Origin of the sequence: Chthonomonas sp., assembly GCA_016788425.1 — a bacterium.
Lineage (GTDB): Bacteria > Armatimonadota > Fimbriimonadia > Fimbriimonadales > Fimbriimonadaceae > JAEURQ01.
Map to the genome: position 1 here is coordinate 119,094 of JAEURQ010000003.1, position 24,905 is coordinate 143,998.

Here is a 24,905-nt window from a genome sequence, read left to right on the forward strand (position 1 = left end):
GCGGGCGAGGAAAGATCTTTCACAACGATATTCCAATGTAAAGTTAAATTGATAGAATCGATTCTCGCAAACGAACCAATCGTTCTTGCCGAGTTTGTGAAAAGGGAGAGGAGAAAGCGATCATATGTTGGTGGCTATATAGTGCCGTAGTTTGACCTGCGGCGAAGGCGTGCAACTGCGCGTCGCAGCGTAACGCAACACGTCATCCTTTCTCTGCACCCTCGTTGAATCGGCGAGGGTGATTCTGTTTTCGGTGCGCCGCGCCCGCCCGGGGCCACGCCCTCCTCTTGCTCGCGGGGCTCGCGGCGAGGCTGCGCCCGGGCCCGGCGAGCAAGCCACTCCGCCCTCGCTTCCGCGGAAGCCTAGCCCCGCCGGGGCAAAGCGACGAGCGAAGCGTGGTCGCGCGGGAGTGGCACGTGGGCCGGCGGGGCGATAAAAATGTCAACTTTCGGCAACACTTGGCGTACACTGCCCGCATGAAGGTTTCTTTGTCGCTTGTCACCCTCGCCATGGCCATCGTGGCCCAGGCCGCGCCGTCGTACATGATCTTCGATGTCGGCGTCGCCGTTCCCACCGATGCCAATTCCCAGGGATTTCGCATCAGCGGCAACGGACAGGCGACCGGTCGCTCTCTCGCCAGCACCAGCGCCCGCGCGTTCAGTTGGACATCCAGCGGAGGAACCGTCGGCCTCCCGCTCAGCACCTCCCCGGCCCGAAGCTATTGCGTCGGAAACGGCATCAACAACGCGGGGGTTGTCGCCGGAACTGGCGCGACCACGTCCTTTGGCAGCAGCCGCATCCCGTTGCTTTGGACGGGCGGTGTGCTTAGCGCGATCACCTTGCCTGCGGGGCAAACGCTCGGCGATGCGACCGATATTAACGATAGCGGATTGGTTGTCGGCAGCGTCAATAGTGGCAGCCTTCAGCGCGCGGCGTTTTATGTCGGCGGCGTCGGAAACGTGCTCTCCGCAAACACGCCCGAGGGTTGGGGTTGGACGACCGGGTTCGCCGTAAACAACGCGGGGATCATGGTCGGTTCCGGGCGCGATGGAAACAATGCCGCCGTGACCCTGGGTTTGATGTACGACACGAACACCGATGTGACGACGAACGTGGGCGCGCTTACCGGCATCGGCCACAACAGCGCAATTTGCTTTGATATCAGCGAAAACGGCGTGGTTGTCGGCAGCAGCTCGCTGAACAGCGGCTCGGGCGGGCGGCCTTTTAAGTGGGATGCGGTGAACGGCATGACCGAAATCCCGATGCCGACCGGCGCGAGCTCGGCCATTGCGCGCGGCGTGAATTCCGCGGGCTGGATCGTGGGCATCGGCTCGAGCGCGTTTGCGCTGCCGTTTGTTTACGATGGCACGAACACGTATCGACTGGGCGACTTGCTCGTGAATCCGGCCGGCTGGGATCTGCTGACCAACACAAGCTCGTCGGCCATGAGCATCAGCGAGTCGGGCTGGATCTGCGGTACCGGGATTCGCGGCACGGCCGTGCGGGCGTACGTCGCCATTCCGGCGACGCCGATTAGCGGCGTCGTGGAATTGCAAGACCACGCGAACGATGTCGGCAAAACTGTTGCGTGGGAACTGAAAAACGGAGCGACCGTCGTGGATTCGGGCACGACCACGCTTGGCACCGGCGGATCGTATAACATCGGGACGATTAAGACCGGCAACCTCGACCTGCGAATGAAGGCGCGCACGTGGATTGGAGCGACCTTGATCGGGCTAAACGTGGACGGCACCGCGATCTCGTCGGCAAACCTAAGCCTCAAGAACGGCGACGTGAACGGCGACAACATCGTGGATATCGCCGACTACAGCTACTTGGCGGGCGCCTTCGACCTCGACGCAAGCGCGCCCAACTGGCTCACTGCGGATGGCAACGGCATCCGCCCAGTGGACAGCGATCTCAATGGCGACACGAACGTAGACATCGCCGACTACACGATCCTCGCGATGAACTTCGACGCCGTCGGCGATTAACCCACGCGATCGAGCGCGGCGAGCCAACGCCGCCACCTATCCGACTCCGCCACCCGCCGCGCCAACCTCGGCGGGTGGTTTGGCGCGCGGAAGTCGGGGCGCGCGTCCACCAAAAACCGCTCCGTGTGCGCGAGGCTGATCGGCGAGAGCATGAGCAGGCGCGCGACTTGGTAGGCGACGATATTGCGGCGGAGAGTTTGGCTCGGATAACAGTGCGTCAGCGCGGTTTTGAAGCGCTGTTCCTCCGCGTCCAGGCTCAAAATGTGCTGGCCCTCGGGACGAGAGAACCGACCCAGTTTTTGGAACGCCGTGAGATACGTGTGGTACATCGGGAACTCCCAGTGCCGCACCCCGGTCACTTGCCAAGCCGCCCAGCTGCAGGCGTCGTGGTCCAAATGCCCCTGCTCAAAGTGCATCGAGACCACATCGGTCGGCTGGAACTCGGCGGCGTGGCCGCGCACCAAGTCGGCGAGCGCACCCAAATGGTCCACCACGTCGCCATCGGGCAACGTGTGAAAGTGCAAATCTGTCGGGCCAATCAGCTCAAATCCGCGGCGAGATTCGGCTTCACGAACGGGCGTGCTGTGCGCCCACACCGCACGCATGGCGCAACCTGCGAGGGCAGCTCGTCGCAACAGCGCGGCGCACCCCACTTCGTCGTCGGGATGAGCAAAAACCGCGAGAAACCGGCGATCGGAGGTGACATTGAATATACTCACGCAAGCCCTTGCGGCAAGTATCTACCATGTCGGCGGGTCCGCGCATTCTCATTGTCAAGCTCAGCGCCATCGGCGACGTCCTCATGACGACGCCCACGTTGGCCGCCTTACGGGCGGGTTTACCGAACGCCGAGATTGATTGGGTGGTCCATCCGCTCGGCGTGCCGATCGTGCGCGGCCAGGCGGAGATTCGACAGATGCACATTCTCCCGCGCAAAAAGCTGTGGCGGCACATCTGGAGCGTGGCGCGGCACCTTCGCCGCGAGCGCTACGACATCGTCATCGACCAACAAGGGCTACTCAAGAGCGCGGTGCTGGCGCGGCTGACCGGCTGTCGCCGCCGCTACGGGCCAGCGGAAGCCCGCGAGGGCGCGCATCGGCTTTACACCAACCTTCTGCCGGCCGCGCCGGGCGAACACGTGATTCCGCACTATCTGCAGCGGGCCGCTGCGATCGGAGCCACCTGGGACCCCGCGCACGAGCCGCCGATGGTGTTTCCGGTTTCCGACCACGATCGCGATTTCGTGGATGGTTGGTTGCACGCGCATGACGCGGGCGGACGGCGGCTGGTGGCGATCAATCCTAGCGCGGGCCAAGTCGTGAAGCAGTGGGACCCGGCCAACTTCGGGCGAGTCGCCGCCGCCTTGCGAGACGACGGATTTCTGCCGGTGGTGACGGGCGCTCCCGCCGACCGAGCACTGGGCGATGGCGTTCTAGCCGCCGCGGGCTCGGGCATCATCGACGCCGTGGGCGCAACGAGCCTAACCCAGTTGGCCGCGCTCCTGGCGCGATGTGAGCTGTTTGTGGGCGGGGATACGGGACCGATGCATATGGCGCAGGCCGTGGGGTCGCGCGTGCTCGCGCTTTTTGGGCCGACCGATCCGCAGCGCCTTGGTCCGCGCTTGCCGCAGCATCAAACCATCTATCGCCCCGGGCCCATGGAGGCCATTCGCGTGGAGGAAGTGATCACCGCCGCGCAGGGCATGTTGGCAAAATAAAAGCCCCGGGCCGAAACCCGAGGCTGAGTCGTTTGAAACGAAAGTTACTTCGCTTCTTCTGCGCCGGCGCCAGCGGTGGCTGCCGGAGCGGCTGCTTCTTCGGTCTTTTCACCGCCGCCGCAACCAACGAGGGCGCTACCGAGAACGCCGAGAACCAAGAAAATGCTGATGAGCTTCTTCATAATTGTTTGCACCTCCTAAGTGCAATGGGTTTATACCCCGACCTCTCGCATTTCTGCGAGTCATCAAGAACCTAGACGGAAATTCGGTTCTGTTCGTTGCGAAAAGTAGTCCTGACGGGGGCTATCTTGCCGATAATTGCTGGTAAAGCCACAAGGAACACCCCATCTTCGAGAGCAGTTCGCTCTCTGTGTCGGTGCCATCGGCCATCAACAGGCGCAGTCGGTTGGTGTCTGTGCCGAACCCTTGCCCCGGCGCGGAGACGTCATTCAGGGCAATCGCGGCGAGTCCCTTGCGCTGCAATTTGGCAACCGCGGCGGCCGGATCGGGGCTCGGCTCAGCGGCAAATCCGACCACCATGGCTTGTGGCGCGGCTTTCGCGAGCTCGGCAATGATGTCGGGATTCGGGACGAGTCGCAGGCTCAGATCGCCCTCTTGACGGCGAATCTTGCCGGTGCTTGGCTCGGCGGGACGATAGTCGGCCACCGCCGCCGCGCCGATGATGATGTCGGCTTGGGCCGCCAATGGCAAGGCCGCGGCGAGCATTTCCTCGGCGGTGCGCACACCGAGCACGTTGGCCGGCGGGGCGTAGATCACGCTCACCGGTCCGCTGACCACGGTCACGCTCGCCGCGCCCAGGTGAGTGGCGGCTCGCGCCAGGGCGGCGCCCATTTTTCCGCTCGACCGGTTGGTCACATAGCGGGCAATGTCAATCGGCTCTTGAGTCGGGCCGCTCGTAATGAGCACCCGCTTGCCCTTGAGCAAAGTCCCGCGGGCCAGATCGTCCACGATCGCGTCGGCGATCCGGACGACATCGGCAAACTTCCCTTGGCCATTTTCGCCGCACGCGACGTCACCCACGACGGGCTCGACAAACTGGGCGCCCTGCTGCTGGAGCGTCCGGATGGCCGCCTGAGTCGGCTCGTGCGCGTACATGCTGGGGTTCATGGCGGGCGCAATGATGAGCGGGCCGTTGAACGCGGTGGCGATCGTGCTCAGCATGTCGTCGGCGATGCCGTGCGCGACCTTGGCGAGCGTGTTGGCGGTGGCGGGGGCGAGCACCACGGCTTCCGCTTCGCGCGCCCAGTCGATATGGGCCATTCGCCCCGTGACGGGCTCCTCGAACGCGTCCACCAAACATGGCTGCCCGGTGAGCGCCTCAAAGAGGGCGCGGGTAACAAACTTCTCGGCGGAATCGGTGAGGCAAACCCGCACGACGAATCCGCGCCGCATGAGTTCACGGGCGAGGTCGGCCGCGCGGTAGGCGGCGACGCTGCCGCTGACGCCGAGGACGATCCGTCGTTCCATGGTCCAATCAGTGTATTCCATGTAAACTTGCCGCATGAACGCCGCTTTCGACGCCTGGCTGGGTGGGCAGCTCCAGACCCTCCGCGACCAAAACCTCTACAAGGTCCCGCGCATCCTTAACTCGCCGGCCGGCGGACGCGTGACGATGGACGGGCGCGACGTGATCAACCTGAGCAGCAACAACTACCTTGGGCTGGCGAATCACCCCAAGGTCCGCGAGGCCGCGCTGGCCGCCATCGAGCGCTGGGGGGTGGGCGCCGGGGCCGTGCGCTGGATCGGCGGCACCATGGAAGTACACCAAGAACTTGAGGAGCGCATCGCCCGCTTTAAACACACCGAGGCCGCGCTCGTCTTCACCGGCGGATTCACCGCCAACAGCGGCTGCATTCCCGCGGTGCTCACCAACGAAGACGTCGTAATCAGCGACGAACTGAACCACGCCTCGATCATCGATGGCGTGCGCTTGTCGCCAGCAAAGTATAAGAAATCCGAAGGATATGTGTACGAACACAAGAACATGGATCAGCTGGAGCAGATTCTGCGCGACACGCAGAGCTTCCAAAAACGCATGATCATTACCGATGGCGTGTTCAGCATGGACGGCGACATTGCGCCAATGCCGGCCATTGTCGAACTGGCTGAAAAGTACAACGCGCTGGTGATGATTGACGACGCCCACGGCAGCGGCGTGCTCGGCAAAAATGGCGCCGGCACGGTGTCGCACTTTGAGCTTTACGGGCGCGTGGATATTCAGCTGGGCACGCTCAGCAAGGCGCTCGGCGTGATGGGCGGCTACATCGCGGGCTCGGCGAACCTTAAAAACTGGCTAATCAATCGCGGACGTCCGTACTTGTTCAGCACCGGCCATCCGCCGGTGGTCGCGGCGGCGCTCATCGCCGCGCTCGATATCATGGAGAACGACCCCGCGCCCTACGCCAAGCTGTGGGACAACACCCGTTGGTGGAAGAAAGCGCTCGCCGACGCCGGGTTCGATACCATGGGCAGTGAAACCCCGATCACGCCGGTTTTTGTGGGCGACGAAGGCGAAGCGCAGCGCATGGAAAAAATGCTGTTCGAAGAGGGCGTGTATGCGCTATCGATCGTGTTCCCGACGGTTGCTCGCGGCAAAGCGCGCATCCGCACCATGCCCAGCGCGGCGCACAGCCAAGAGGATTTGGCGGAAGCGCTCGCCGCGTTTGTGCGGGTTCGCGATCGGATGACGGCGAGCGTTTAGCACCGCTTATCCCCGAAAAATTGCGAGTCGCTCCCGAGGTTTGCCGCGTCCTAACCAATGTTCGCAGGAGGCGAACTTCAGTATGGCGATCATGGATGGTCCGCTCTGGACATACAATCTTGCAAAAGTCGTAGTCTTGGATGTCAGCGACGATTACGCGTTGATGCAACCCCCACTCCCCAACGAGTGCTACCCCATTGTTTCGGAAAGCTGGATTCCCAGCCACCACCTACCCAAGCTGTTTAAGGAAGGAACGCTCGTCGAGGGCTTTCTTTACGACTGGCACCAGGCACCGCTTTACAAAGGCGATTGCTGGTACGTCGGCGTGGTGAGCAGCGACTTGGTGGACACCTTGATGGCGCAGTCGCACCTCACGCTGCCCGTCATTACGGCCTAAAGGTACTTGCGCGGATTGACGGGCTTCCCGTTGATCCGCACCTCAAAATGGAGGTGCGGCCCGGTGCTGATGCCGGTGCTGCCGATGTTGCCGATCTGCTGACCCTTGCTCACCTTCTGGCCCTCGCGCACGCCCAGTCGGCTCATGTGGCCGTACAGCGTGGAGATGCCGCCTCCGTGGTCAATCACGACGCGGTTTCCGTAGCCGCCGCCATAGTTGGCGACAATCACGGTTCCCGTGGCCGCGGCCTTCACTGGCGAGCCGTGCCGCGCGCCAATATCAATTCCGGCGTGGAGACGGCGATACTTGAGCACCGGGTGGAAGCGATAGCCAAACGGGCTCGTCTGCGGACCGTTCGCGGGCCACAGCATCACTCCGCCGCCATAGCGAACCGCGCCTCCACTGCGCGCCTGAATCGCCATAATCTGCCCGGCCAGCGCGTCACTTTCCCGGTCGAGCACGGCGTACTGTTGACGTAAGGCGTTCTGTTCGGCTTGCAGTTCGCCGAGGAAACCCTTCTTGAGGCTCTTGTGATATTGCAGATCGTTTTGGTCTTGCTTTTGATCGGCCATCAGGTTGCCGATCTTGCGCACCACCGCATCTTGCTCGTGTTTGCGGGCGGCCGCGGCGGCGTGGAGTTGCTTCACCGAATCAAAGAGGTCCTTGTCGCGCTTGGCAATACGCTCCATGACCGACTTGCGGATGGCGAGATCGCCGAGATCGGTCGCCAAGAAGAGGTCGAGCGGGTTCGCCTCGTCGGAATTCATGAACATTTCGCGCATGCGCCGCGCGGCGACCTTGCGCTTGACGGTGAGTTGCTCGCCGATCTTGAGCACCTCGCGCCGCAGGGCTTCTTGCCGAATGATCGACGACTTAAGGTCCACCGCCGTCTTGTCGAGGCGGTCTTCGAGCACGCCCAGTTGACGATCCGCCTTCTCGATATCGGCCATCACCATAAAGGTTTGCCGCTTGGACTTGCGAATCTTGGCCTCCAGGGCATTCTTCTTCGCGTTCACGCTGTTGAGGCTGGTCTTGAGCTGCTTGACCGACTTCTTGGGCTTTTTGGCTTGGGCGCCCACGTTGAGCGGAGCGACCAGCAGCAGCGCGGCCATCGCGATCGCGACGACCTTGTTCATCGCGCCCTCCGCAGGTCGCGCAGCGCCCACATCGAGCAAAGCAGGCCGAAAACCGATCCGATCAGGGACAGATTTAACATCCAAGTATTGAGCGAAAACTTGTCTAATCCAGCCGCGAGGTCGGGGCCGATAAAGCTGGCGTAGCCCTGCCGCACGGCCAGGATCAGCAGGGCAGCAAAGATGCCGCCGAGCGCCCCTTGCAACACTCCCTCGATGAGCATCGGCATGATGACCGTGGCGCGGCTCGCGCCGACCATGCGCTGAATCCGAATCTCGCGGTGCCTCGCGACGATGGTCAGGCGGATGGTGTTGTAGATGAGGATGCCCGAAGTGAGGAGCATGACCAACCCCACAAGCGCGCCGATGACGCGGATGCGGGCAAGCGTCGCGGCCACGAACTCCTGAGCATCGGAGCGGTATTTCACGCCGTCCGGCTCGACTCCGGGCGTGGTTTGAAGAACCTTCGCGATGGATTTCACCGCGTCGGCCTGGGCCGGCTTGATCAAGATCATGTTCGGCAAGGGATTGTCCACGCCCTCGACGAGGCTCTGTTTGAACTTGCTCTTGTACTCACGCCAGCTGACATCCTTGGGGATGAATTGCGCGGTTTTGACGCCCGCCAGGCGTCCGGCTTTGGTCTCGATCGCCTGAATCTCTTTGCTACTCAACCCCTCTTTGAGGAAGACACGAATCTCCACGCGCTCGCTCAGTTCCTTCGTGTAGCTGTTGAGCTTGAAGTACACATAGCTGAGCCCGCCGAGCAGAAACAGCGCCATGGCAGCGGTGGTGATGGTCGCGAACGTCATCCAGCGGTTGCGCCGGAGCGCCTGCAAGGATTCGCCCAACACAAATAGGATGCGGTCAAACATGGGCGACCTCGGGCATGCCGCTATCGGCGGCAATTCGACCGTGATCCATGGAGATCACGCGGGTTTGGGCGCGCTCGACGATGGACATGTCGTGGCTGGCGACGATGACGGTGGTGCCTTGGCTGTGAAGTTTGAGCAGCAGGTCCACGATTTCGAGGCTGTACGCAGGGTCGAGGTTGGCCGTCGGCTCGTCGGCCAACAGCAGTTTGGGACGATTGATGAGCGCCCGGCCAATCGCGACGCGTTGCTGTTCGCCGCCCGAAAGCTCATGCGGAAAGGCGTCGGCGCGGTGAGCGATGTTCACCTGCTCCAGAATTCCCGGGACCGCCGCGCGAACTTGGCGACCCGTTGCGCCGACCGCGCGCATGGCGTAGGCCACGTTCTCCCAGACCTTTTTGTTTGGCAGCAGGCCGTAGTCTTGAGGGACGATGCCCATGCGGCGGCGCAGACTCGGGATGCGGGCAAAGCTCACCTCGCGCAGGTCCTGCCCCCACAGGCGCACAAGGCCCGAGCTAGGCTCGACCTCTTTGTACAAAAGTTTAAGAATTGTCGATTTTCCTGAACCCGAAGGGCCGCACAAAAAGACAAATTCTCCGTCGTTGATGTGAAGGTCTATCCCGCGCAACCCGAACACGAGTTCGGAAAATTGAACCTGGACCTGGCTGAATTCAATCAGCGGAAGCGACGACATGGCAATCATGGTACCGAGAAGCACCAGGAAAAGTGTCGGAGATTAGCTTGACTTGACCCCGGTCGCCCAATTTTCAGCACGTGCTGAAACTGCCGTTTTGAATGAAAATGGGGACCGGCTGGAGTGGACCGGCCCCCGGCTGGAGGGTTCAGGGTTGGGTGACCCTGTTGGGGTTTTTGAGGTTCATTGGTCAGCTGGGGGGCTGACATTGGTTATCTGCCATCTCCCGCCCACCTAGCTTTCCGCGCAATTACGGGGCTCCGTTCAAACCAACACAAATACTGCCAGCAACTTTCGCAAGCCGTCTGGTGTAAAGTAGCTTCATGCTCAATAAGCTTGCTCTTTTGGCGATTTCCGGCGCGGCACTGCTGCTCGCGGGTTGCGGATCCACGGAAAAGGACGCCGACACAACTGGCGCCTCCACCTCCTCGGGCGATAAGCCCAAGTTCAAAATCACGGTTTCGCTACCAGCGGCCGACCACGGCTGGGTCGCGGGCGCCATTTGGTGGGCCGAAGAAGGCAAGACCAAGCACGCCGCCGATGCCGAAATCACGATTCAAACCGCAGACAGCCCCGGCAAGCAAGTGAACGACTTGGAGACAATGATGGCCACCAAGCCCGACGCCATGGTCGTGCTCGCCACCGAAAGTAAGCCGCTCACCCCGGTCGCCAAGAAGATTCACGACGCGGGCATTCTGCTCGTCAACGTAGACCGTGGCTTTGATGAGCCGGTCGCCGACCTCTTTATCCAAGGCGACAACAAGGGCTTTGGCCGTGTCGCCGCCGAATTCATCGCCGAAAAGCTGGGCGGCAAGGGCAACATTCTGGTTCTGGAAGGCGTGCCGTGTACGGTCAACACCGATCGCAACACAGCGTTCCAAGAGGTCATGAAGGGCTTCCCTGACATCAAGATTCTCGACAGCCAACCCGGCGATTGGCGCAAGGATAAGGCGCTCAACGTCACCCAAACCATGCTCGTCAAGCATCCCGAAGTCAACGCCATTTGGGCCGCCGACGACGACATGGCACTCGGCGCCGAGCAAGCCTGCAAAGAGGCCGGCAAGAAGGACATCTGGATTGTTGGCGGCGGCGGCATGAAGGACATCGTCAAGCGCATCATGGATGGCGATCCCCGCTTCCCCGCCACGGTGACCTACTCGCCGAAGATGGTTGGCGACGCCATTGATCGCGCTGTGGAGATGCTGAAGAAGAAGGAAAAGCCGACTTCGCAAAAGGACGAAACCATCAACGTCACGTTGGTCAAGCCGGACAACGCCAAGGATCACTACTATCCCAAGTCGGTCTACTAAGACCCGCTGAGCGAAGCAAAAACGGGTGGAGGCGCTGGCCTCCACCCGTTTCTCATGTTTGAACCCAGAATCAGGCGACGGCCGAGTTCTTCAGCACCTTGCCGTAGCGAGACATCACGTCGGCGATCGCGCCGTGGATGTCGGGCTCGCCGTGCTCGTCGATGTCTTCGTAGCTAATCAGGTCGCGGGAGAGCTCGGTCAGGCGAGCCGGAGCCTCGGATTCGCGGCCCTTGAGCGTGTAGCCATTAATCGCCAAAAATGTGAGCGCGCCGACCAGCGCCGTGCCTTCGTTGCCCGCCGTAAACGGAGCCTTCTCCAGAAATCCGCGGTAGAAGCGCGAAGCCTGCGTCAGGATGTCGGTGCTTTGCCCGTAGCCGTATTGAAAGAAACTGGCATCTTCCAACGCGGCAAAGTCAAAGGTATTCACCTTTTTGTCAACTTGCAGGTTCACGAACAGCAGGTCCTGAACCGTCAAATAGTGAAGCTTCTTCTTGCTCACGCAGGCGAGTGTACCGCGGCACAGCGACTTTGCCGGGTTCCGGGTTTAATGATATGGTTCTATGACGCCGCGATTTCTGGTCCGAGCGCTTCTGATTAGCTTCGGAGTTGCTGTTACCGCCTATCTGGGCGCGTCTTTGTTGCCCAAGAAGTACGCCAGCAACATGTCGCTGTATTTTCCTGCCGGCCAGAACAAGGCCTCCAATGCGCTTGCCAGCCTCGCCGGCGGAGGCGCGGTTGCCGAAGGCGACGCCGGAGCCATTGTCTCCCTCGGCGGAGCCGTCAGTTCGCCGCTGGTTGCCAGCGGACCTGCTTCGGCCACGGGCATCCTGCTCAGCCGCACTTGTCTCACAGAAACCGTGGACAAGCTCGACCTCGCAAGAGCGTGGGGAGCGAGCAACGAACTCGCCGCCGTCGAGCGACTGCGATCCGCGGTGAGCGTCAGCACCGACAAAAACGGGTTTCTGCTCATCACCTGCACCGAGGATAACGCCGAGCTCTGCCAGTCGATTGTCAACCACCTGAAACAGCACCTCGATCGCCGAGCCAGCGAACTCACCATGAGCCTCGCCAGTTCAAACCGCGCGCTAGTAGAAGACCAATACAAGAAGGCGGACACAGAAGTAGAGACCGTACGCCAAAAGCTCTTGGAAGCGTTGGCCGCGGGCGGCCCCAACTCCATCGAGGAGTCGGCGCGCAGCTACCTGCAAGTGCGCACCAAGGTTGTCGAGATCAAAAGCGAAGCGGAGGCGGCCGCCGCGAGCATTCGGCAGCAGGAGCAAGCACTTTCCAAGTACCTGGCCGGAGCAGGAAAGGATGTTTCTGCGCTCGAGAACGCTGCGTCCACCGGGCCGAGCGCATCGATGTCCAAGCTCGCCGAAGAACTGCAGGCTCGACGCCTCGAAATGGCCGAGATTGGGCGGAAGTTCACCAACCTCTCACCCGAGTTTCAGGATGCCAACAAGCGATTGCGAGCCGTGGAAGAGCAGGCCAACTCCGAACTTGCGCGACAACGATCGCGCATCAAAGACGGCACCAACCTCAAGCTCATCGAGGCCAAGGCTCAGCTCAGCGCGCTCAACCAATCACTGGAGGTCTACAAGCGATTCCAAGACGAATTCGACCGCCAAATGCGGGGCCTTCCCCGCCGCAACGCTCTCATCCAAGAGAGCCAGTCGCTGTTCGATCTCGCGCTCCAGACTCGGGCTCGCCTCAAGTCCGAACTGGATCGCGCCAAGCTGGCCGAACTCCGCGACCCCAGCCGCTACAAAGTGGTGGACACCCCCATCGTCGATCCTTCGCCCGTGTCGCCGCGCAAGGGCATCATCGCCGCGATCTTCTTCTTGCTCGCCTCGGCCACGCAGTTCCTGCTGCTCAGCATGAAGAGCCCCCGCCTCCCGAAGGAAAGCGAGGGACTCGTCGCCAACGATGAAAGTCGTTCTTAGGGTTGCTGAATCGGGGCTTCCCGAGTTCCATTGATGTAGCTCATGCAGAAGTCGTACTCGTACGCGCCGAGCTTTCGACCGCAATCGCGACCATCAAGGTCGCCCGCACGGAAGTGAATCCCGCCGTAGAGTCGGCTCATGCCCGCCTCATCCGCGGCCGCCGTAAACGTATCCCAGTACAGCGTTACCGCCGAAGCTGGGAACGTGGCGTCCACCTTACTCGCCCGAGCCGCAAACGTGTCGGAATAGCCAAACGAATCGCTACCGGTGAAGCGCTTAAGCACTTCCGCCGAGGACGCACTGAACGTGCTGTGACCCGAGGTGTATTCGGGGAACGGAGGCGTGATGAACGAGCCCGGCTGCCACGGATACCATTGGCTTCCGTCGCGTGAGGCATAACCCACGCCCGGTACGTAAGTGGTGATCACGGTCCCGGCCAACATTTGACGCAGCTGCGTCCACGGTCGGCTAGAGTTGTAAACTCGCTTCATGTCCCAGCACGCAACGCTTGCATCAAACAGCGTGTTGCCGAGGATAAAGAACATCTTGACGTCCTTGTCGAGGTCGTGCCGATCGCGCGAGCTGACGTATTGGGCGAACAGATTCCAGTGGCCCGGAGGCGTCACCGAGCGGGGGCCGTCGGCCCAATACTCGGCAATCACTCGCTGCTTGTCGGTCAGATTCGAGGTGATGTTCAACAGCTCTTGAGCTTGTGCAATCTGCGCCCCGCTACCATAAGCCGGAGGGCCGTCGGTGCGGAACTGGCTGGCCCGAGTCAGGCCAAACGGAGCGACGCGGTTCCAGTGCGGGGAAAGGAACCCGGGGGTAGCACCCGAGACAAACTGGATCGGTTGCCATTGCGCAGGGTCGTTGACCGTGCCCGCCGTGTTGACCGGGACGTAGCCCGAGGTGTCGGCGTAGTTTCCGGATTGGTTCGAGCCGTCGGTGGCGCGGAACTCCAGCACCGCGCGAGCGGCGCGATTTCCGATGCCTTGCGCGGTCGAGAGGTCTTCCGTGGCGTCGTCAGGATCGTAGCCCATCGCCGTCATCTTGGCGCGAAGCGTGGCGGTTTCCGCCGGATACAAATTCAATAGAGCGCGATATGCGGCGTACGAAATCGCCCTTCGCTTATTCTCAAACGTGTGTTCGGCTTGCGGACGTCGGAGCGTACCGCCCAGCATGGTGCCGTTCGCCTTGATATCGTAAGCGGCCCAGGCATCATAGATGCACGTGTGAACGATGCTGATGGCGCGCGCGGTGGCCGGAGGGCCAATCGTCGAGCGCGTAACACTATCCAGAAGTTGGCGATTCCACTGAATCACGGCATTCGCTTCGAGGTCGGTTCCCGCGACCGGCGATCCGCCTCCGCAGCCCGACAGAATGGCCGCAGTTACCAGCGATGTGAGGAGGAGCTTTGCCTTACCCATGCTCCCATTATCGGACATATTGCCCTGAAAATAATACTATGCCGCTGATTCTTCGGCAAGTTTTTTCGCGATGTCGTCCTGAATCAGGGCGTCGATCATGTCCTGAATGTCGCCATCCATAAAACCGATCATGTTGTGCGCGTTAAATCCGATGCGGTGGTCGGTGATGCGGCTCTGCGGGAAGTTGTACGTGCGAATCTTCTCGCTTCGATCGCCACTGCCCACCTGGCCCTTGCGCAAACCGGCGCGCTCGGCGTCGAGCTTTTCCTGCTCCATTTGGTGGACCTTCGCCCGGAGCACGGCCATCGCCTTGAGCTTGTTTTGCGCCTGACTTCGCTCATCCTGACAGGTCACGACAATGCCGCTCGGCTTATGAATAATCCGGATTGCGGTCTCATTCTTTTGCATGTGCTGGCCACCCGCCGAGCTGCTACAGAACGTTGAGACTTCCAGATCATCGGCGCGGATATCCACGTCCACTTCCTCGGCTTCGGGCAGTACCGCCACGGTCACCGTCGAGGTGTGGATGCGCCCGCCCGACTCGGTCGCCGGGACGCGCTGCACGCGGTGGACGCCGGATTCGAATTTCAGTTGGCTATAGGCGCCGGCAGCCGTGATGTTAAACACGACTCGGCTGGTCGAGCCGAGACCGGTTTCCTCGTGATCCATCACTTCCAGCTTCCAGCGACGCCGCTCGCAGTAGCGCTGATACATCCGGAACAGGTCGCTGGCGAACAGCCCCGCCTCGTCGCCGCCCGCCGCGGGACGGATTTCGATGATAACCGGCTTGGCGTCGTTGGGGTCCTTCGGCACCAGCATCATCTTGAGATCCTCTTCTAGCCGAACCACGTCTTCCTTCAGGCGCGGCAGTTCTTCCTGCGCGAGTTCCTTCATCTCCGGATCGTCCAGCAGGGCATGGGCTTCGCTCAGCTCGTTGAGAGTTCGCTTGTACTGGCGAATGAGCGTGACGATCGGATCGAGCTCTGCCCGACCCTTGCCGAGGCGTTGAAGCTCCCTCGGGTTCGAGCCGATGCTGGGATCGAGGAGTTGTTCCTCAATCGCCTCAAACCGTTTCTCGATGTCGTTTAGCTTCTCCAGCACGAAAGTAGTTTACCGCCCGAGGTTTCTACGCCTGAACGCCGACGTCCTTGCCAAATGTGCCCGCCGCCAGTTCGTTGGCCAACCGCAGCGCGTTGCGGATGTGCGAGGGCCGCGCCATCAGGAACATGCGCCCCGGCTCGGTGGTGGGGTCCACCATGGTTTGCTTATGCTGCTCTACGGCGTCCCGGATCAGCTTCGCGAGTTCCAGGTCGTGACCCTTGCCGCGACCCGCGGGAACAATCTCCAAGTAAACGGCCAGCAGAATCGGCGCCTTGTTGATGTGGTCGGTGTTGAACACCTTACGCGCCACCCGAACCGCCTCGGTCACCTTTTTGTTGTGAGCCAGCGCCTCGGCGTAGCGCAGAGTGTCGTTCACGCGGCGATCCTCGGTTTCGGCGTCGCGACTCGCGATTTCGAGCGTCAGCTCAGCCAAGTCCCAGCGCTTTGCGGTTCGGTAGATGTCGCCGTAACGCCACATATCCTCTTCCACCAGCTTGGTGGTATCCAGGTTCTGAACAACCAGGTCAACGTAAGCCTGAAAGCGGCGATCACCCTCTTCGGCGGAAATCTTCTTGGTTTCGACCCAATCGCGGGTGCGCTCGTAGGCGTTGCGGATGCCGATTTGCAGCTGCTCCGCCGAAACCTTCGATGCATTGCGCGGATCGTTCGGATCGAGCAACGTGCGGTCGCAACCCAGCAGCGCCATGCCCGCCAGCACCAAGAACGCGGCCCTAGTCTTGATCAAACGTCTCGTACCGCTCTCCCGCAAATCGTCCATCGCAATACACTTCCGACCCGCAGAACGTCAGCATGGACTTGCCGCGGAACTCCATTCCATCAAACGGCGAAATCTTCGCCTTGGTTGAAGTACGCCGCGCGTCAAATCGCCATTCGCAGTTCGGATCGATCACGGTGACCTGCGCGACCGGCGTTTCAGTCGGCTTGAGCGTGCCCGCGTCGAGCCCGACAATGCGCGCCGGTTCGGTGCTGAGCTTGCGAATCGTGTCCAGCGGACTGAGCAGACCCTTGTGCGTGATGTTGGTGAGCGTCGCGGCGAGCACGGTTTCCAGCCCGGGCATGCCGAAGGGCGCCTCCTCAAACGGCACCAGCACCTCGTAGGCCGCGTGCGGACTGTGGTCGCTCGCGATCGAATCAATCGTGCCGTCGCTCAACGCTTGCTGAAGAATGTCAATGTCAATCTGCGTGCGGAACGGCGGCGTCGTTTTGTATCGCGGATCGAACTCGCCGACCATTTCGTCGGTGATCATCAGATACTGCGGACACACTTCGCAGGTGACCGGCGCGCCGAGATACTTCGCCTGCCGAATCATTTCGATGCCGCCCCACGTGCTGACCCGCAAAATGTGGACCGCGCAACCCGTGTGAAGCGCCAGCAGGCAGTTGCGCATGATCATGATCTCTTCGGCGCTGCGCGGAATGCCCTTGAGCCCCAGCATGGCGCTGGTCGGGCCCTCGTTCATCACGCCGCCCTCGCTCAGGGTCGTGTCCTCGCAGTGAGCCATGATCGGCAAGTTCAGTTGGCGGCAATATTCCATCGCCCGCGTCATGATCTTGCTGTTCTGAATCGGGGCACCCTCGTCGCTGGCGGCGACAATGCCCGCCTTTTTCAGCGCGGCGAGGTCCGTAATCTGGTCCACCGACCCTTGCCGAGTCAGCGCGCCGACCGGCGCGACGAAAATGCCACCCGCTTCCGGCGAGGCCGCGCGATCGAGGATGAAGTCAATCAGCTGCGGGCGATCGAGGCGCGGAGTGGTGTTGGGCATGCAGCAGATGGTGGTGAACCCGCCCGCCGCGGCCGCCTTGGTGCCGCTGATAATGCTCTCCTTGTGATCCTCGCCGGGCTCGCGCAGGTGCGCGTGCAGGTCCACCAGACCCGGCGTAATCCACATGTCGGTGCAGTCGTACACCTCCTCCACACCGCGGGTATCCACCTCGACGCCCATTTCGATGATCCGATCGTCTTCGATGAGCACCGAGCCGACCAGGTCCAGCTCTTGCGAGGGGTCCAAAATGCGTCCGTTCTTCAGCAAGGTTCTCATGCGCTTTCTCCGCTAAACACGTAGTCGAGCGCGGCCATGCGCGCGAAAATGCAGTTCTCCACCTGGTTCAAAATGTGCGAGGCGCTCCCATCGGCGGTCAGGTCGTCAATCTCCACGCCGCGATTCATGGGGCCCGGGTGCATGACAATCGCGTCCTTGTTGGCGTAGCGCAAGGTGTTGCCGTTGATCTGATACATCCGCCGAAACTCGTTGACGCTGGTGAGCAAGCCGTCGTCCATGCGCTCGCGTTGCAACCGCAAGCACATCACCACGTCCGCCCCGCGAATGCCGGGGTTCAGGTCGTAATAAATATGGCCCGGCAACCGCGCGGGATGCCCCGGCATAAGCGTGCGCGGCCCGACGAATCGCACCTCGTTGCCCAGCATGCTCAGCAAAAACGCGTTGGAGCGAGCGACCCGCGAGTGCGCGACGTCGCCGACGATCGCGATGGTGAGCCCTTGCAGCGTGCCAAAGTGGTCGGCAATGGTCAGCGCGTCACCCAGCGCCTGAGTCGGGTGCTCGTGCTTGCCGTCACCCGCGTTGATGACGGGCCCTTCGAAAAACTGCTGCGCGAGCGCCGCCGACCCGCTGGCCGGATGCCGAATCACCATCGCGTCCAGCCGCTCGTGCTTGAGCGTAAGAATCGTGTCGCGGAACGTTTCGCCCTTGGCCATGCTGCTGCCCTGGCTGGCAAAGTTCACGCAGGTGTGACCCAAGTAGTGCGCGGCCTGCTCAAAGCTGACCCGCGTACGAGTGGAGCCCTCGAAGAACAGAAGCCCGATGCGCTTGCCGCCTTCGGGTTTGCTCGCACCAGAGTTGAGATGCTCGCGATGCTGGCGAGCGCGCTCAATCAGCGCCTCAATTGTCGGCACGTCGAGCGTGCGAATGGCGGTCAGGGCGCGGCTCACACCGTCACCTCTTCGTGCAGAACGGCGTCCTCGCCATCGAGCTCGTGAACCTTAACAATAATGCGGTCGGCGGGCTCGGTCACCACCACGCGCCCCACAAAATCGGGCTGAATCGGGAGCTCCCGATGGCCGCGATCAATGAGGCTGGCGAGTAGCACTTTGCTGGGTCGCCCGAACTTCAGAATCGCGTCGATGGCGGCACGGATGGTGCGCCCCGTGAATACGACTTCGTCCACCAACAGCACGGTTTTGCCGTTGACTTCAAACGGCACCTCGCTTTGGTCTTCGCCATCAAAGGGGGCGTCGTCGCGATAGGGTCGCACGTCGAGCTTGCCGCAGGGCACGGTTTGACCCTCAATCTCGGTCATGTGCCAGGCCAAACGTTTGGCGATGGGATATCCCCGCCGCAACACGCCAAGCACCACCAGGTTTTCCGCGCCGTGGTTCGCCTCAAGCACCTCGTGCCCAATCCGCCCCAAGGTCCGCTTCATCGCACTCGCATCCAGGAGCACCGAACTCATGGGGTTATTATGGCTGGTTGGTCGCGCGGGGGCTGTTGGGGTGGATTAAGGGAGCGGACGAGACTTGTTCGCGGACCTTCGCCGCGCAAGCAGGGTGCTGGCGGCGAGGGCAAGCAAGCCATTCGGCTCGGGAGCGACCGCGACCAGGGTGTACTTTGCTCCGGTGTGCGTGGCGCCGGGGACTATGGTTGTTGTGTTTGCCAAGCCCGAATCGAACCCTGCGGTAATCGTCAAACCAGTTTCTCCCGGCCGGGTGCCATAGGTGCCTCCGAGAGAGAGCATCGAAACCCAGTTCACATCGAAGAGGCGGAAAGATGTGCCGTTAGGCACCCTAAATCCATATCGAGCAGTGGGGAAACCGGTGGGATCGATAACGCGCCCCTTCATGTACGAAGCCAACCCTACCGGTCTAAGACTTTCGCCGGAACCCTGCGTACCCTGACGCCAAGCGCTCGGGAGTGTTTGCGAGTAGTCAATTCTGGCCGTGTCCGGCATGCCATCGTGGTTGAGATCAACGAACGCGGTTTCGGTCCTCCATGCGGGAACCAGTGCACCATTCGTGATTGACTCGATGTAATTGTTTTGGTTGGCACCTGCCGGTCGCACTTTCCTAAAGCTTTGCGAGTTTAGAGGAGGATTCTGATTTGCGTCTCCACAAAATGTACGATCAAATGCCAAGTTGACGGTCATTGAAACTGCGTAGATAGCACCAGGGGTGGGATGGGAAGCTAGGCAAAACAACGAAACCTTAAACGCTCCCCCACTAAGCGGCACTGCAAGCCGGTTCGTGATCTCACGGCCGACAGCAGCTTGCGCGTCAACTCCCGACGCCCTTGCCCGTTGAGCGGTTGCTTCATCCCCGTAGCCGAACCAGAATCGCACGGTCTGACCAACGGCCAGCACGGGGAGGAAGGCAGCCGCCAGAAAATATCTCCTCATGTCCGCCTCCGCCGCGCAAGCACCATGCTGGCGGCGAGGGCGAGCAAGCCATTTGGTTCGGGAGCGACCGCGACCAGGGTGTACTTCGCGCCGGTGTGGGCTGAGTTGCTCAAGATTGATGTGGCGTTGGCAAGGCCAGTTTGAGTGCTTGTTGTGATTGTCAGGCCCGTCTCGCCATGCGCGTTCCCATAAGTAGAACCCACCGATAGCATTGAAACCCAGTTCACGTCGAAAAGCCGGAACGGAGTTCCGTTTGGAATCTTAAAACTTGAAAAGGCACCTGCAAACTGCGTGGGAGTTACGAGTCGTGGCGTCATGTAAGTCGCTAATCCTACGGGCCGCAGGCTCTCGCCCGAGCCCTGGGTTCCTTGGCGCCAGGCGCTTGGAAATGCTTGCGTATAAGAAAGTTGCGCCGTATCCTGAATCCCATCGTTATCCTCGTCACTGCGTTTATTGCCACTGACCCAGGCCGGCAAGATACCGCCATCCGTTATGGCTTGGAGGTAGTCGTTTGGATTTGTCCCAGAAGGACGAACTTTGCGAAAGCTTTGTGCGTTGAGCGGCGGATTCTGATTGGCATCTCCGCAATAGGTACGGTCGAATGCCAGGTTTACGGATGCCGTGTTGAGCAACCGATCAATTCCCGATGAGCTATTTACAACGCACCACATCTGGACTTTGAAGCTTCCCATTGCGGGAACGGCAAGACGCGCAGGAATCTCGCGTCCAACCGCTGCCTGAGAATCTATTCCGCTAACGCGAGCGAGTTGCGAGGTACTAGAGTCGCCATACGCAAACCAGTAGCGAATTGACGTGTGCTGCGCTTGACCAACGGCCAACACCGGAAGGAGAGCGGCTACGAGCAGGTATCCCTTCATTATCGCCTCCGCCGGGCAAGCAGGATGCTGGCAGCGAGGGCGAGCAAGCCGTTCGGCTCGGGAGCGACCGCGACCAGGCTGTACTTCGCCCCGGTGTGGGCTGAGCTTCCAATAATTGAGGTCGAATTGGCTAACCCAATCTGAGGACTCGCCGTGATCGTCAGTCCAGTCTCTCCGGTTTTCGTACCGTAAGTGTCGGCCAGCGACATCATGGACACCCAGTTCAAGTCAAACAAGCGCATCGGGGTGGCGTTTGGGATCTTAAAGGCATAGAGTCCATTTGGAAAACCGGGCGGGTCAATGATGCGCGCACCCAAGTAGGTCGCTAATCCTACCGGTCTCAAGCTTTCGCCCAGGCCCTGCGTGCCTTGTCGCCATGCACTCGGCAGCCTCTGAAGGTAGTCAATTTGCGCTGTATCTTGCACGCCATTGTTATCCAAATCGCTAATCGTGTTAGCATTCCTCCACGCGGGGACGATCGCGCCATTTGAAAACGCTTCGAGATAATTGTTCTGATTTGCTCCAGCTGGCCGAACCTTTCGGAAGCTCTGTGAGTTTAGGGGCGGATTTTGATTTGCATCGCCGCAGAAAGTGCGATCGAACGCAACGTTAATACTCGGCAAGGCTAACTCTGCGACACCCGCTGGATTACTCATTTCGCACCAGAACTGAACCTTGAATGCTCTTCCGCTGGTGGGCACGGCGAGACGTCCGGCAATCTCCCTGCCGACCGCCGCCGAGGGATCGACACCGCTTGCTCTTGCTCGCTGCGCGCTCGCTTCGTCCCCGTAGGCGAACCACATGCGAATAGGAATCGCCGGAGCTTGAGCGCTCACCAACCATGGCGTTGCGACGACCAGCAGAATGAGGCCGGACAGACGCACCCATCCCGGGCAAGAAGAAAGAGACACACCTCATTCTAACTGAAGTCCCCCAAAATCCGAGCACTTTTCGCCAGCAAAATTATCTGACCTTCGCCGAATCGGGCCACCCCGGTATAATTTTCCAACGGTGCCCGGAATGGGCTCCACTGGAGACCCAGCCGGATGTCAACTCTCGTTATCGTCGGTGCCCAATGGGGCGATGAAGCCAAGGGCAAGATGGTGGACGTGCTCGCCCAAGACGCGAAGCACGTGATTCGCTATAGCGGCGGCAACAACGCCGGACACACCGTCATCGTCGGCGACAAAACCTTCAAATTCCAACTCCTGCCGGCGGGCATTTTGCACCGCGACAGCACCGCCATCCTCGGCGGCGGCATGGTGATTGACCCCAAGGGGCTGCTGGATGAGCTCGACCGCACGATCGCGATTCAGCCTGAGATCGGCAAGCTCATGATCTCGCGCGCGGCGCACGTCGTGTTCCCCTATCACCGCCTGCTGGACGAGCTCGAAGAAGAAGCCCGAGGTAACAACAAAATCGGCACCACCAGCCGCGGCATCGGCCCGGCTTATCAAGACAAGGTCTCGCGGATCGGCATCCGTATGTGCGAGTTTGTGTGCGAGCGACGGTTCCGCGAACGGCTGAGCGAAGTCATCGCCGTCAAGAATCGCTATCTGGCGCTCTTTGGCAAGGCCGAACTCGATTTCGACGCCGTGTTCACCGAATACGAAGCCTACGCCAACCGCCTGCGACCCTACGTCTGCGACACAGACTGGCTTGTGCAGGAAGCCGTTTACCGCGGCGACAAGGTGCTCTTTGAGGGCGCGCAAGGCACGTTCCTGGACCTGGATCACGGCACGTACCCCTACGTCACGAGCAGCCATCCGGTGGCCGCCGGTGCTTGTTTGGGCACGGGCATCGGTCCGCGCGCCATCGAAAACGTGCTGGGCGTGTGCAAGGCCTACACCACCCGCGTGGGTTCGGGACCGTTCCCGACCGAGCTCCTGGATGACATCGGCGAGCAGATTCGTCAGCAAGGCCAGGAATTTGGCACCGTCACCGGACGTTCGCGCCGCACGGGTTGGCTCGACTTGGTCGCGCTGCGCCAGTCGGCCCGGCTCAACTCGTTGAGCGGTTGGGTGGTCACGCGGCTGGACGTGCTGCGCGACATTCCCGAGCTGAAACTCGCGATCGGCTACGAACTCGACGGTCAACCGATTGAATATCTGCCCGCCGACATCGAGGATTTCGCCCGCGTGACGCCGGTGTTCCGCACGATTCCGGGGTGGACCGAAGACCTCTGCCCAATGCGCAGTTACGACGAGCTTCCGGCGACGGTGAAGGAATACATGCGCGTGATTGAGGAGTTCACGGGCACGCCGGTGGCCATCGCGAGCATCGGCCCGGATCGCGCCGAGACGATCATTATCAAGCCCGAACTGATTTGGGGCTAGGCCGCTCGCTGCGACCGCAACACCAGGTTGACGAGGTGCGGGTCGAACCGGCCCGGCTCGCTGACGAACCCTTGTCCGGCATGCGCGTGCGCCTCGAACAAGATGGTGGCGAGTCGCGAGAGCAGCGGCACTTGGTCGCCCGATTTTCCGGTCGCGGCGCTGCCATCGTAGCTTTCGCGCGTACCTTCCAAGGTCGGCCACACCGTGCGGAGTTCGCCGGCTTCTTTTAGCAAACGCAAAGTGCGCTCGTTGCCGCTCGCCATCGCGTCGCTGTAGAGCGGTAATAGCTTCAGCACTGCTTTGAGAATCTGTTGCTGGCCCGCGCTTAGCGCCAGATCGATGCTCAGCGATTGCAGCAGCCCGCCCTGCGCTTCGGCGAAGGCTTCGCCCGACTTGCGCCACTTGCCCTTGAGCACGGCGGTCAGATCAATCTCGGTTGCCGGGTCTTTGCCCGCGCCAAGCTCGGGCACGTAAAGCACGCAGCGGTTGCGGCCCGCGCCCTTGGCCTGATACAGCGCGACGTCGGCGGCTTTGAGCAACGCCTGCGGCTCGCGAGAAATGTGCGGATACATCGCCACGCCCAGCGAGGCGGTCACCACGCGGCGCAATCCGCTGGCGGTGATGTATTCAATCTGCTCGATCTTCTTGCGAATGCGTTCGGCCACGCGCATGGCCTCTTCGGCGCTGCTGTTGGGCAGAATCACGGTGAACTCTTCGCCGCCGTAGCGCGCGGCGAGATCGTAGGGCCGAATCGCCTGGCGCATGGCGTCCACCACCTTGCGCAACACTTGGTCGCCCGCGTCGTGCCCCTCCTCCTCGTTGAACGAGCGGAAGTGGTCCACGTCGAGCATGATGACGCCCATTTCCTGGCCACTGCGCTCTTGTTCAAAGATGCGGCGGAGCAGAAACTCCTGCATGGCGCGGTGGTTGGCCACCCCGGTCAGCGGATCAATCGTCGCGAGCCGCTCAAACGACTCGAACATCAGCGCCGAGTTGAGCGCCAGCGCGAGGTGCTCGGCGACGGTCTCGAAGAACCCGCGCCGCTCGAAGAACTCAAAATCTTGGTCGCGAGCAATGAGCTCGAGCACGCCTAACAAGCGGTCGCCGATCATCAGCGGCAACACGAGCAGGCCGCCCGGCTTGAGGTAGCAGAACTTCGCTTCGAGATCGGCGGTGAGGATATGCCCCGACACTTGTCGCACCAGGAACGGTTCGCGCTTGCCGATGACCAACTCTGCGGCGCAAGTGTAGGTGCCGCTGTCGTGCAGTTGGGCGAGCAGAGTCGTGCCGTTGCGGTTGGCGCCAACGCTCGACCGCAGGTCGTACGCGCCGTTTTCGCCTTCCACCCACAGGAGGGCTACGCTCAGCTCGGCCACCGAGGCGATCTCGTGGACCGCGGAGTAGCAAATCGTCTCCAGGGTCTGATTCATCGTCAGCACCTTGCCGATTTTGCGCAGGCCGCGCGCTTCAAATTCGAATCGTTGGGCTTGGCGCAGGTGCACTTCTTCGTCGGAGGCATCAACCGCAAGCAGCAACACTTCGTTGCCGTTGGGGTTTTTCAGCGGCCCGACAAAGTAGCGGCGTCCGTTGAGATACAGCGCGCCCTGCACGCCGCGAAACGCGTTCATCACCGTCGAGGCGAGCTCGGAATCCAGAATCGAGGTCTCGGCCAAATCGCGGACCATGCCCCAGGTTTTGCGCACGGTTCCGGCCGAATCAATGACCGCCATGCCGACGGCGTCGGGGTCGAGATTGTTGAGCAGAATCGCTTCGGGCAGGTCCAAGTAAAGCGGCGAACCATCGCCAAGGCGCAAGATGACCGGGAATCCAGACGTGGCTTCGCCCTCCAAGCAGGTACTCGCCGAGATACCGAGCTTGGCCAATGCCTCGCAAAACTGGTCCAGATTCGTCATAACTGTCGCGCTGAGTCGCGGCCAAAAAGGTCAAACTCTCCCC

The 24,905-nt window shown here is 61.2% G+C and carries 24 protein-coding genes; 7 read left to right on the forward strand and 17 right to left on the reverse strand.

What is annotated here, in order from left to right; genetic code table 11:
* Nucleotides 1-476 precede the first annotated feature (476 nt).
* Nucleotides 477-1,994 (forward strand): hypothetical protein, encoded by a 1,518-nt coding sequence (locus tag JNJ45_07830; GenBank protein MBL8048574.1) that lies wholly within the window; start codon nt 477-479, stop codon nt 1,992-1,994.
* On the opposite strand, the gene JNJ45_07835 is transcribed toward JNJ45_07830, so the two are convergent.
* Nucleotides 1,991-2,713 carry a PIG-L family deacetylase gene (locus JNJ45_07835; protein MBL8048575.1) on the reverse strand — a complete coding sequence of 241 codons (723 nt, stop codon included), beginning with the start codon at nt 2,711-2,713 and terminating at the stop codon, nt 1,991-1,993. The two genes, JNJ45_07830 and JNJ45_07835, sit on opposite strands and share 4 nt — an antisense overlap.
* A gap of 8 nt (nt 2,714-2,721) precedes the next feature.
* On the opposite strand from JNJ45_07835, the gene JNJ45_07840 reads away from it, so the two are divergent.
* Nucleotides 2,722-3,711 (forward strand): glycosyltransferase family 9 protein, encoded by a 990-nt coding sequence (locus JNJ45_07840; protein MBL8048576.1) that lies wholly within the window; start codon nt 2,722-2,724, stop codon nt 3,709-3,711.
* A gap of 44 nt (nt 3,712-3,755) precedes the next feature.
* On the opposite strand, the gene JNJ45_07845 is transcribed toward JNJ45_07840, so the two are convergent.
* Both JNJ45_07845 and coaBC read right to left on the reverse strand, forming a co-directional pair.
* The gene (locus JNJ45_07845; GenBank protein ID MBL8048577.1) at nt 3,756-3,893 is read right to left on the reverse strand and encodes a hypothetical protein; all 138 of its coding nucleotides are present in this window, start codon (nt 3,891-3,893) and stop codon (nt 3,756-3,758) included.
* A gap of 121 nt (nt 3,894-4,014) precedes the next feature.
* Entirely contained in the window at nt 4,015-5,199 is a 1,185-nt protein-coding gene (coaBC, locus tag JNJ45_07850) for a bifunctional phosphopantothenoylcysteine decarboxylase/phosphopantothenate--cysteine ligase CoaBC (GenBank protein MBL8048578.1), read from the reverse strand.
* Nucleotides 5,200-5,233: 34 nt separating this feature from the next.
* Between coaBC and JNJ45_07855 the strand changes: the two genes are divergently transcribed.
* The gene (locus tag JNJ45_07855; GenBank protein MBL8048579.1) at nt 5,234-6,433 is read left to right on the forward strand and encodes a glycine C-acetyltransferase; all 1,200 of its coding nucleotides are present in this window, start codon (nt 5,234-5,236) and stop codon (nt 6,431-6,433) included.
* Nucleotides 6,434-6,524: 91 nt separating this feature from the next.
* A complete protein-coding gene (locus JNJ45_07860) occupies nt 6,525-6,830 on the forward strand; it encodes a hypothetical protein (GenBank protein MBL8048580.1) in 306 nt (101 codons plus the stop codon).
* Here JNJ45_07860 and JNJ45_07865 read toward each other — a convergent pair.
* Genes JNJ45_07865 through JNJ45_07875 form a run of 3 tightly spaced genes read right to left on the reverse strand, consistent with a single transcriptional unit; the run spans nt 6,827 to nt 9,526 of the window.
* Entirely contained in the window at nt 6,827-7,996 is a 1,170-nt protein-coding gene (locus JNJ45_07865; GenBank protein MBL8048581.1) for a peptidoglycan DD-metalloendopeptidase family protein, read from the reverse strand. The genes JNJ45_07860 and JNJ45_07865 overlap by 4 nt on opposite strands.
* On the reverse strand, nt 7,963-8,835 hold the full coding sequence (locus JNJ45_07870) for an ABC transporter permease (protein ID MBL8048582.1): 873 nt from the start codon (nt 8,833-8,835) through the stop codon (nt 7,963-7,965). The genes JNJ45_07865 and JNJ45_07870 overlap by 34 nt, the downstream gene beginning before the upstream one ends.
* The gene (locus JNJ45_07875; protein ID MBL8048583.1) at nt 8,828-9,526 is read right to left on the reverse strand and encodes an ATP-binding cassette domain-containing protein; all 699 of its coding nucleotides are present in this window, start codon (nt 9,524-9,526) and stop codon (nt 8,828-8,830) included. The genes JNJ45_07870 and JNJ45_07875 overlap by 8 nt, the downstream gene beginning before the upstream one ends.
* A gap of 323 nt (nt 9,527-9,849) precedes the next feature.
* On the opposite strand from JNJ45_07875, the gene JNJ45_07880 reads away from it, so the two are divergent.
* Nucleotides 9,850-10,836 (forward strand): ABC transporter substrate-binding protein, encoded by a 987-nt coding sequence (locus JNJ45_07880; GenBank protein ID MBL8048584.1) that lies wholly within the window; start codon nt 9,850-9,852, stop codon nt 10,834-10,836.
* Between the two features lie 70 nt (nt 10,837-10,906).
* On the opposite strand, the gene JNJ45_07885 is transcribed toward JNJ45_07880, so the two are convergent.
* Complete coding sequence (locus JNJ45_07885; protein MBL8048585.1) at nt 10,907-11,335, reverse strand: hypothetical protein; 429 nt, start codon at nt 11,333-11,335, stop codon at nt 10,907-10,909.
* Nucleotides 11,336-11,396: 61 nt separating this feature from the next.
* Between JNJ45_07885 and JNJ45_07890 the strand changes: the two genes are divergently transcribed.
* The gene (locus JNJ45_07890; protein MBL8048586.1) at nt 11,397-12,779 is read left to right on the forward strand and encodes a hypothetical protein; all 1,383 of its coding nucleotides are present in this window, start codon (nt 11,397-11,399) and stop codon (nt 12,777-12,779) included.
* On the opposite strand, the gene JNJ45_07895 is transcribed toward JNJ45_07890, so the two are convergent.
* From JNJ45_07895 to JNJ45_07935, 9 genes are all read right to left on the reverse strand, one after another.
* Nucleotides 12,776-14,206, reverse strand: coding sequence for a vanadium-dependent haloperoxidase (locus tag JNJ45_07895; GenBank protein ID MBL8048587.1), 1,431 nt, complete (start codon nt 14,204-14,206; stop codon nt 12,776-12,778). The two genes, JNJ45_07890 and JNJ45_07895, sit on opposite strands and share 4 nt — an antisense overlap.
* Nucleotides 14,207-14,242: 36 nt before the next feature.
* Nucleotides 14,243-15,307 (reverse strand): peptide chain release factor 1, encoded by a 1,065-nt coding sequence (gene prfA, locus JNJ45_07900; GenBank protein ID MBL8048588.1) that lies wholly within the window; start codon nt 15,305-15,307, stop codon nt 14,243-14,245.
* A gap of 25 nt (nt 15,308-15,332) precedes the next feature.
* Nucleotides 15,333-16,052 carry a hypothetical protein gene (locus tag JNJ45_07905; GenBank protein MBL8048589.1) on the reverse strand — a complete coding sequence of 240 codons (720 nt, stop codon included), beginning with the start codon at nt 16,050-16,052 and terminating at the stop codon, nt 15,333-15,335.
* On the reverse strand, nt 16,039-17,367 hold the full coding sequence (locus tag JNJ45_07910) for a dihydroorotase (protein MBL8048590.1): 1,329 nt from the start codon (nt 17,365-17,367) through the stop codon (nt 16,039-16,041). The genes JNJ45_07905 and JNJ45_07910 overlap by 14 nt, the downstream gene beginning before the upstream one ends.
* Entirely contained in the window at nt 17,364-18,275 is a 912-nt protein-coding gene (locus tag JNJ45_07915; protein MBL8048591.1) for an aspartate carbamoyltransferase catalytic subunit, read from the reverse strand. Before JNJ45_07915 ends, JNJ45_07910 begins: the two co-directional genes overlap by 4 nt.
* Complete coding sequence (pyrR, locus tag JNJ45_07920; GenBank protein MBL8048592.1) at nt 18,272-18,796, reverse strand: bifunctional pyr operon transcriptional regulator/uracil phosphoribosyltransferase PyrR; 525 nt, start codon at nt 18,794-18,796, stop codon at nt 18,272-18,274. The genes JNJ45_07915 and pyrR overlap by 4 nt, the downstream gene beginning before the upstream one ends.
* 45 nt (nt 18,797-18,841) lie before the next feature.
* Entirely contained in the window at nt 18,842-19,078 is a 237-nt protein-coding gene (locus JNJ45_07925) for a hypothetical protein (protein ID MBL8048593.1), read from the reverse strand.
* A 653-nt stretch (nt 19,079-19,731) separates the two neighbouring features.
* On the reverse strand, nt 19,732-20,427 hold the full coding sequence (locus JNJ45_07930) for a hypothetical protein (protein ID MBL8048594.1): 696 nt from the start codon (nt 20,425-20,427) through the stop codon (nt 19,732-19,734).
* A 185-nt stretch (nt 20,428-20,612) separates the two neighbouring features.
* A complete protein-coding gene (locus tag JNJ45_07935; GenBank protein MBL8048595.1) occupies nt 20,613-21,524 on the reverse strand; it encodes a hypothetical protein in 912 nt (303 codons plus the stop codon).
* A gap of 135 nt (nt 21,525-21,659) precedes the next feature.
* Between JNJ45_07935 and JNJ45_07940 the strand changes: the two genes are divergently transcribed.
* Entirely contained in the window at nt 21,660-22,949 is a 1,290-nt protein-coding gene (locus JNJ45_07940) for an adenylosuccinate synthase (protein ID MBL8048596.1), read from the forward strand.
* Here JNJ45_07940 and JNJ45_07945 read toward each other — a convergent pair.
* Complete coding sequence (locus JNJ45_07945; GenBank protein MBL8048597.1) at nt 22,946-24,862, reverse strand: sensor domain-containing diguanylate cyclase; 1,917 nt, start codon at nt 24,860-24,862, stop codon at nt 22,946-22,948. The genes JNJ45_07940 and JNJ45_07945 overlap by 4 nt on opposite strands.
* Nucleotides 24,863-24,905 lie beyond the last annotated feature (43 nt).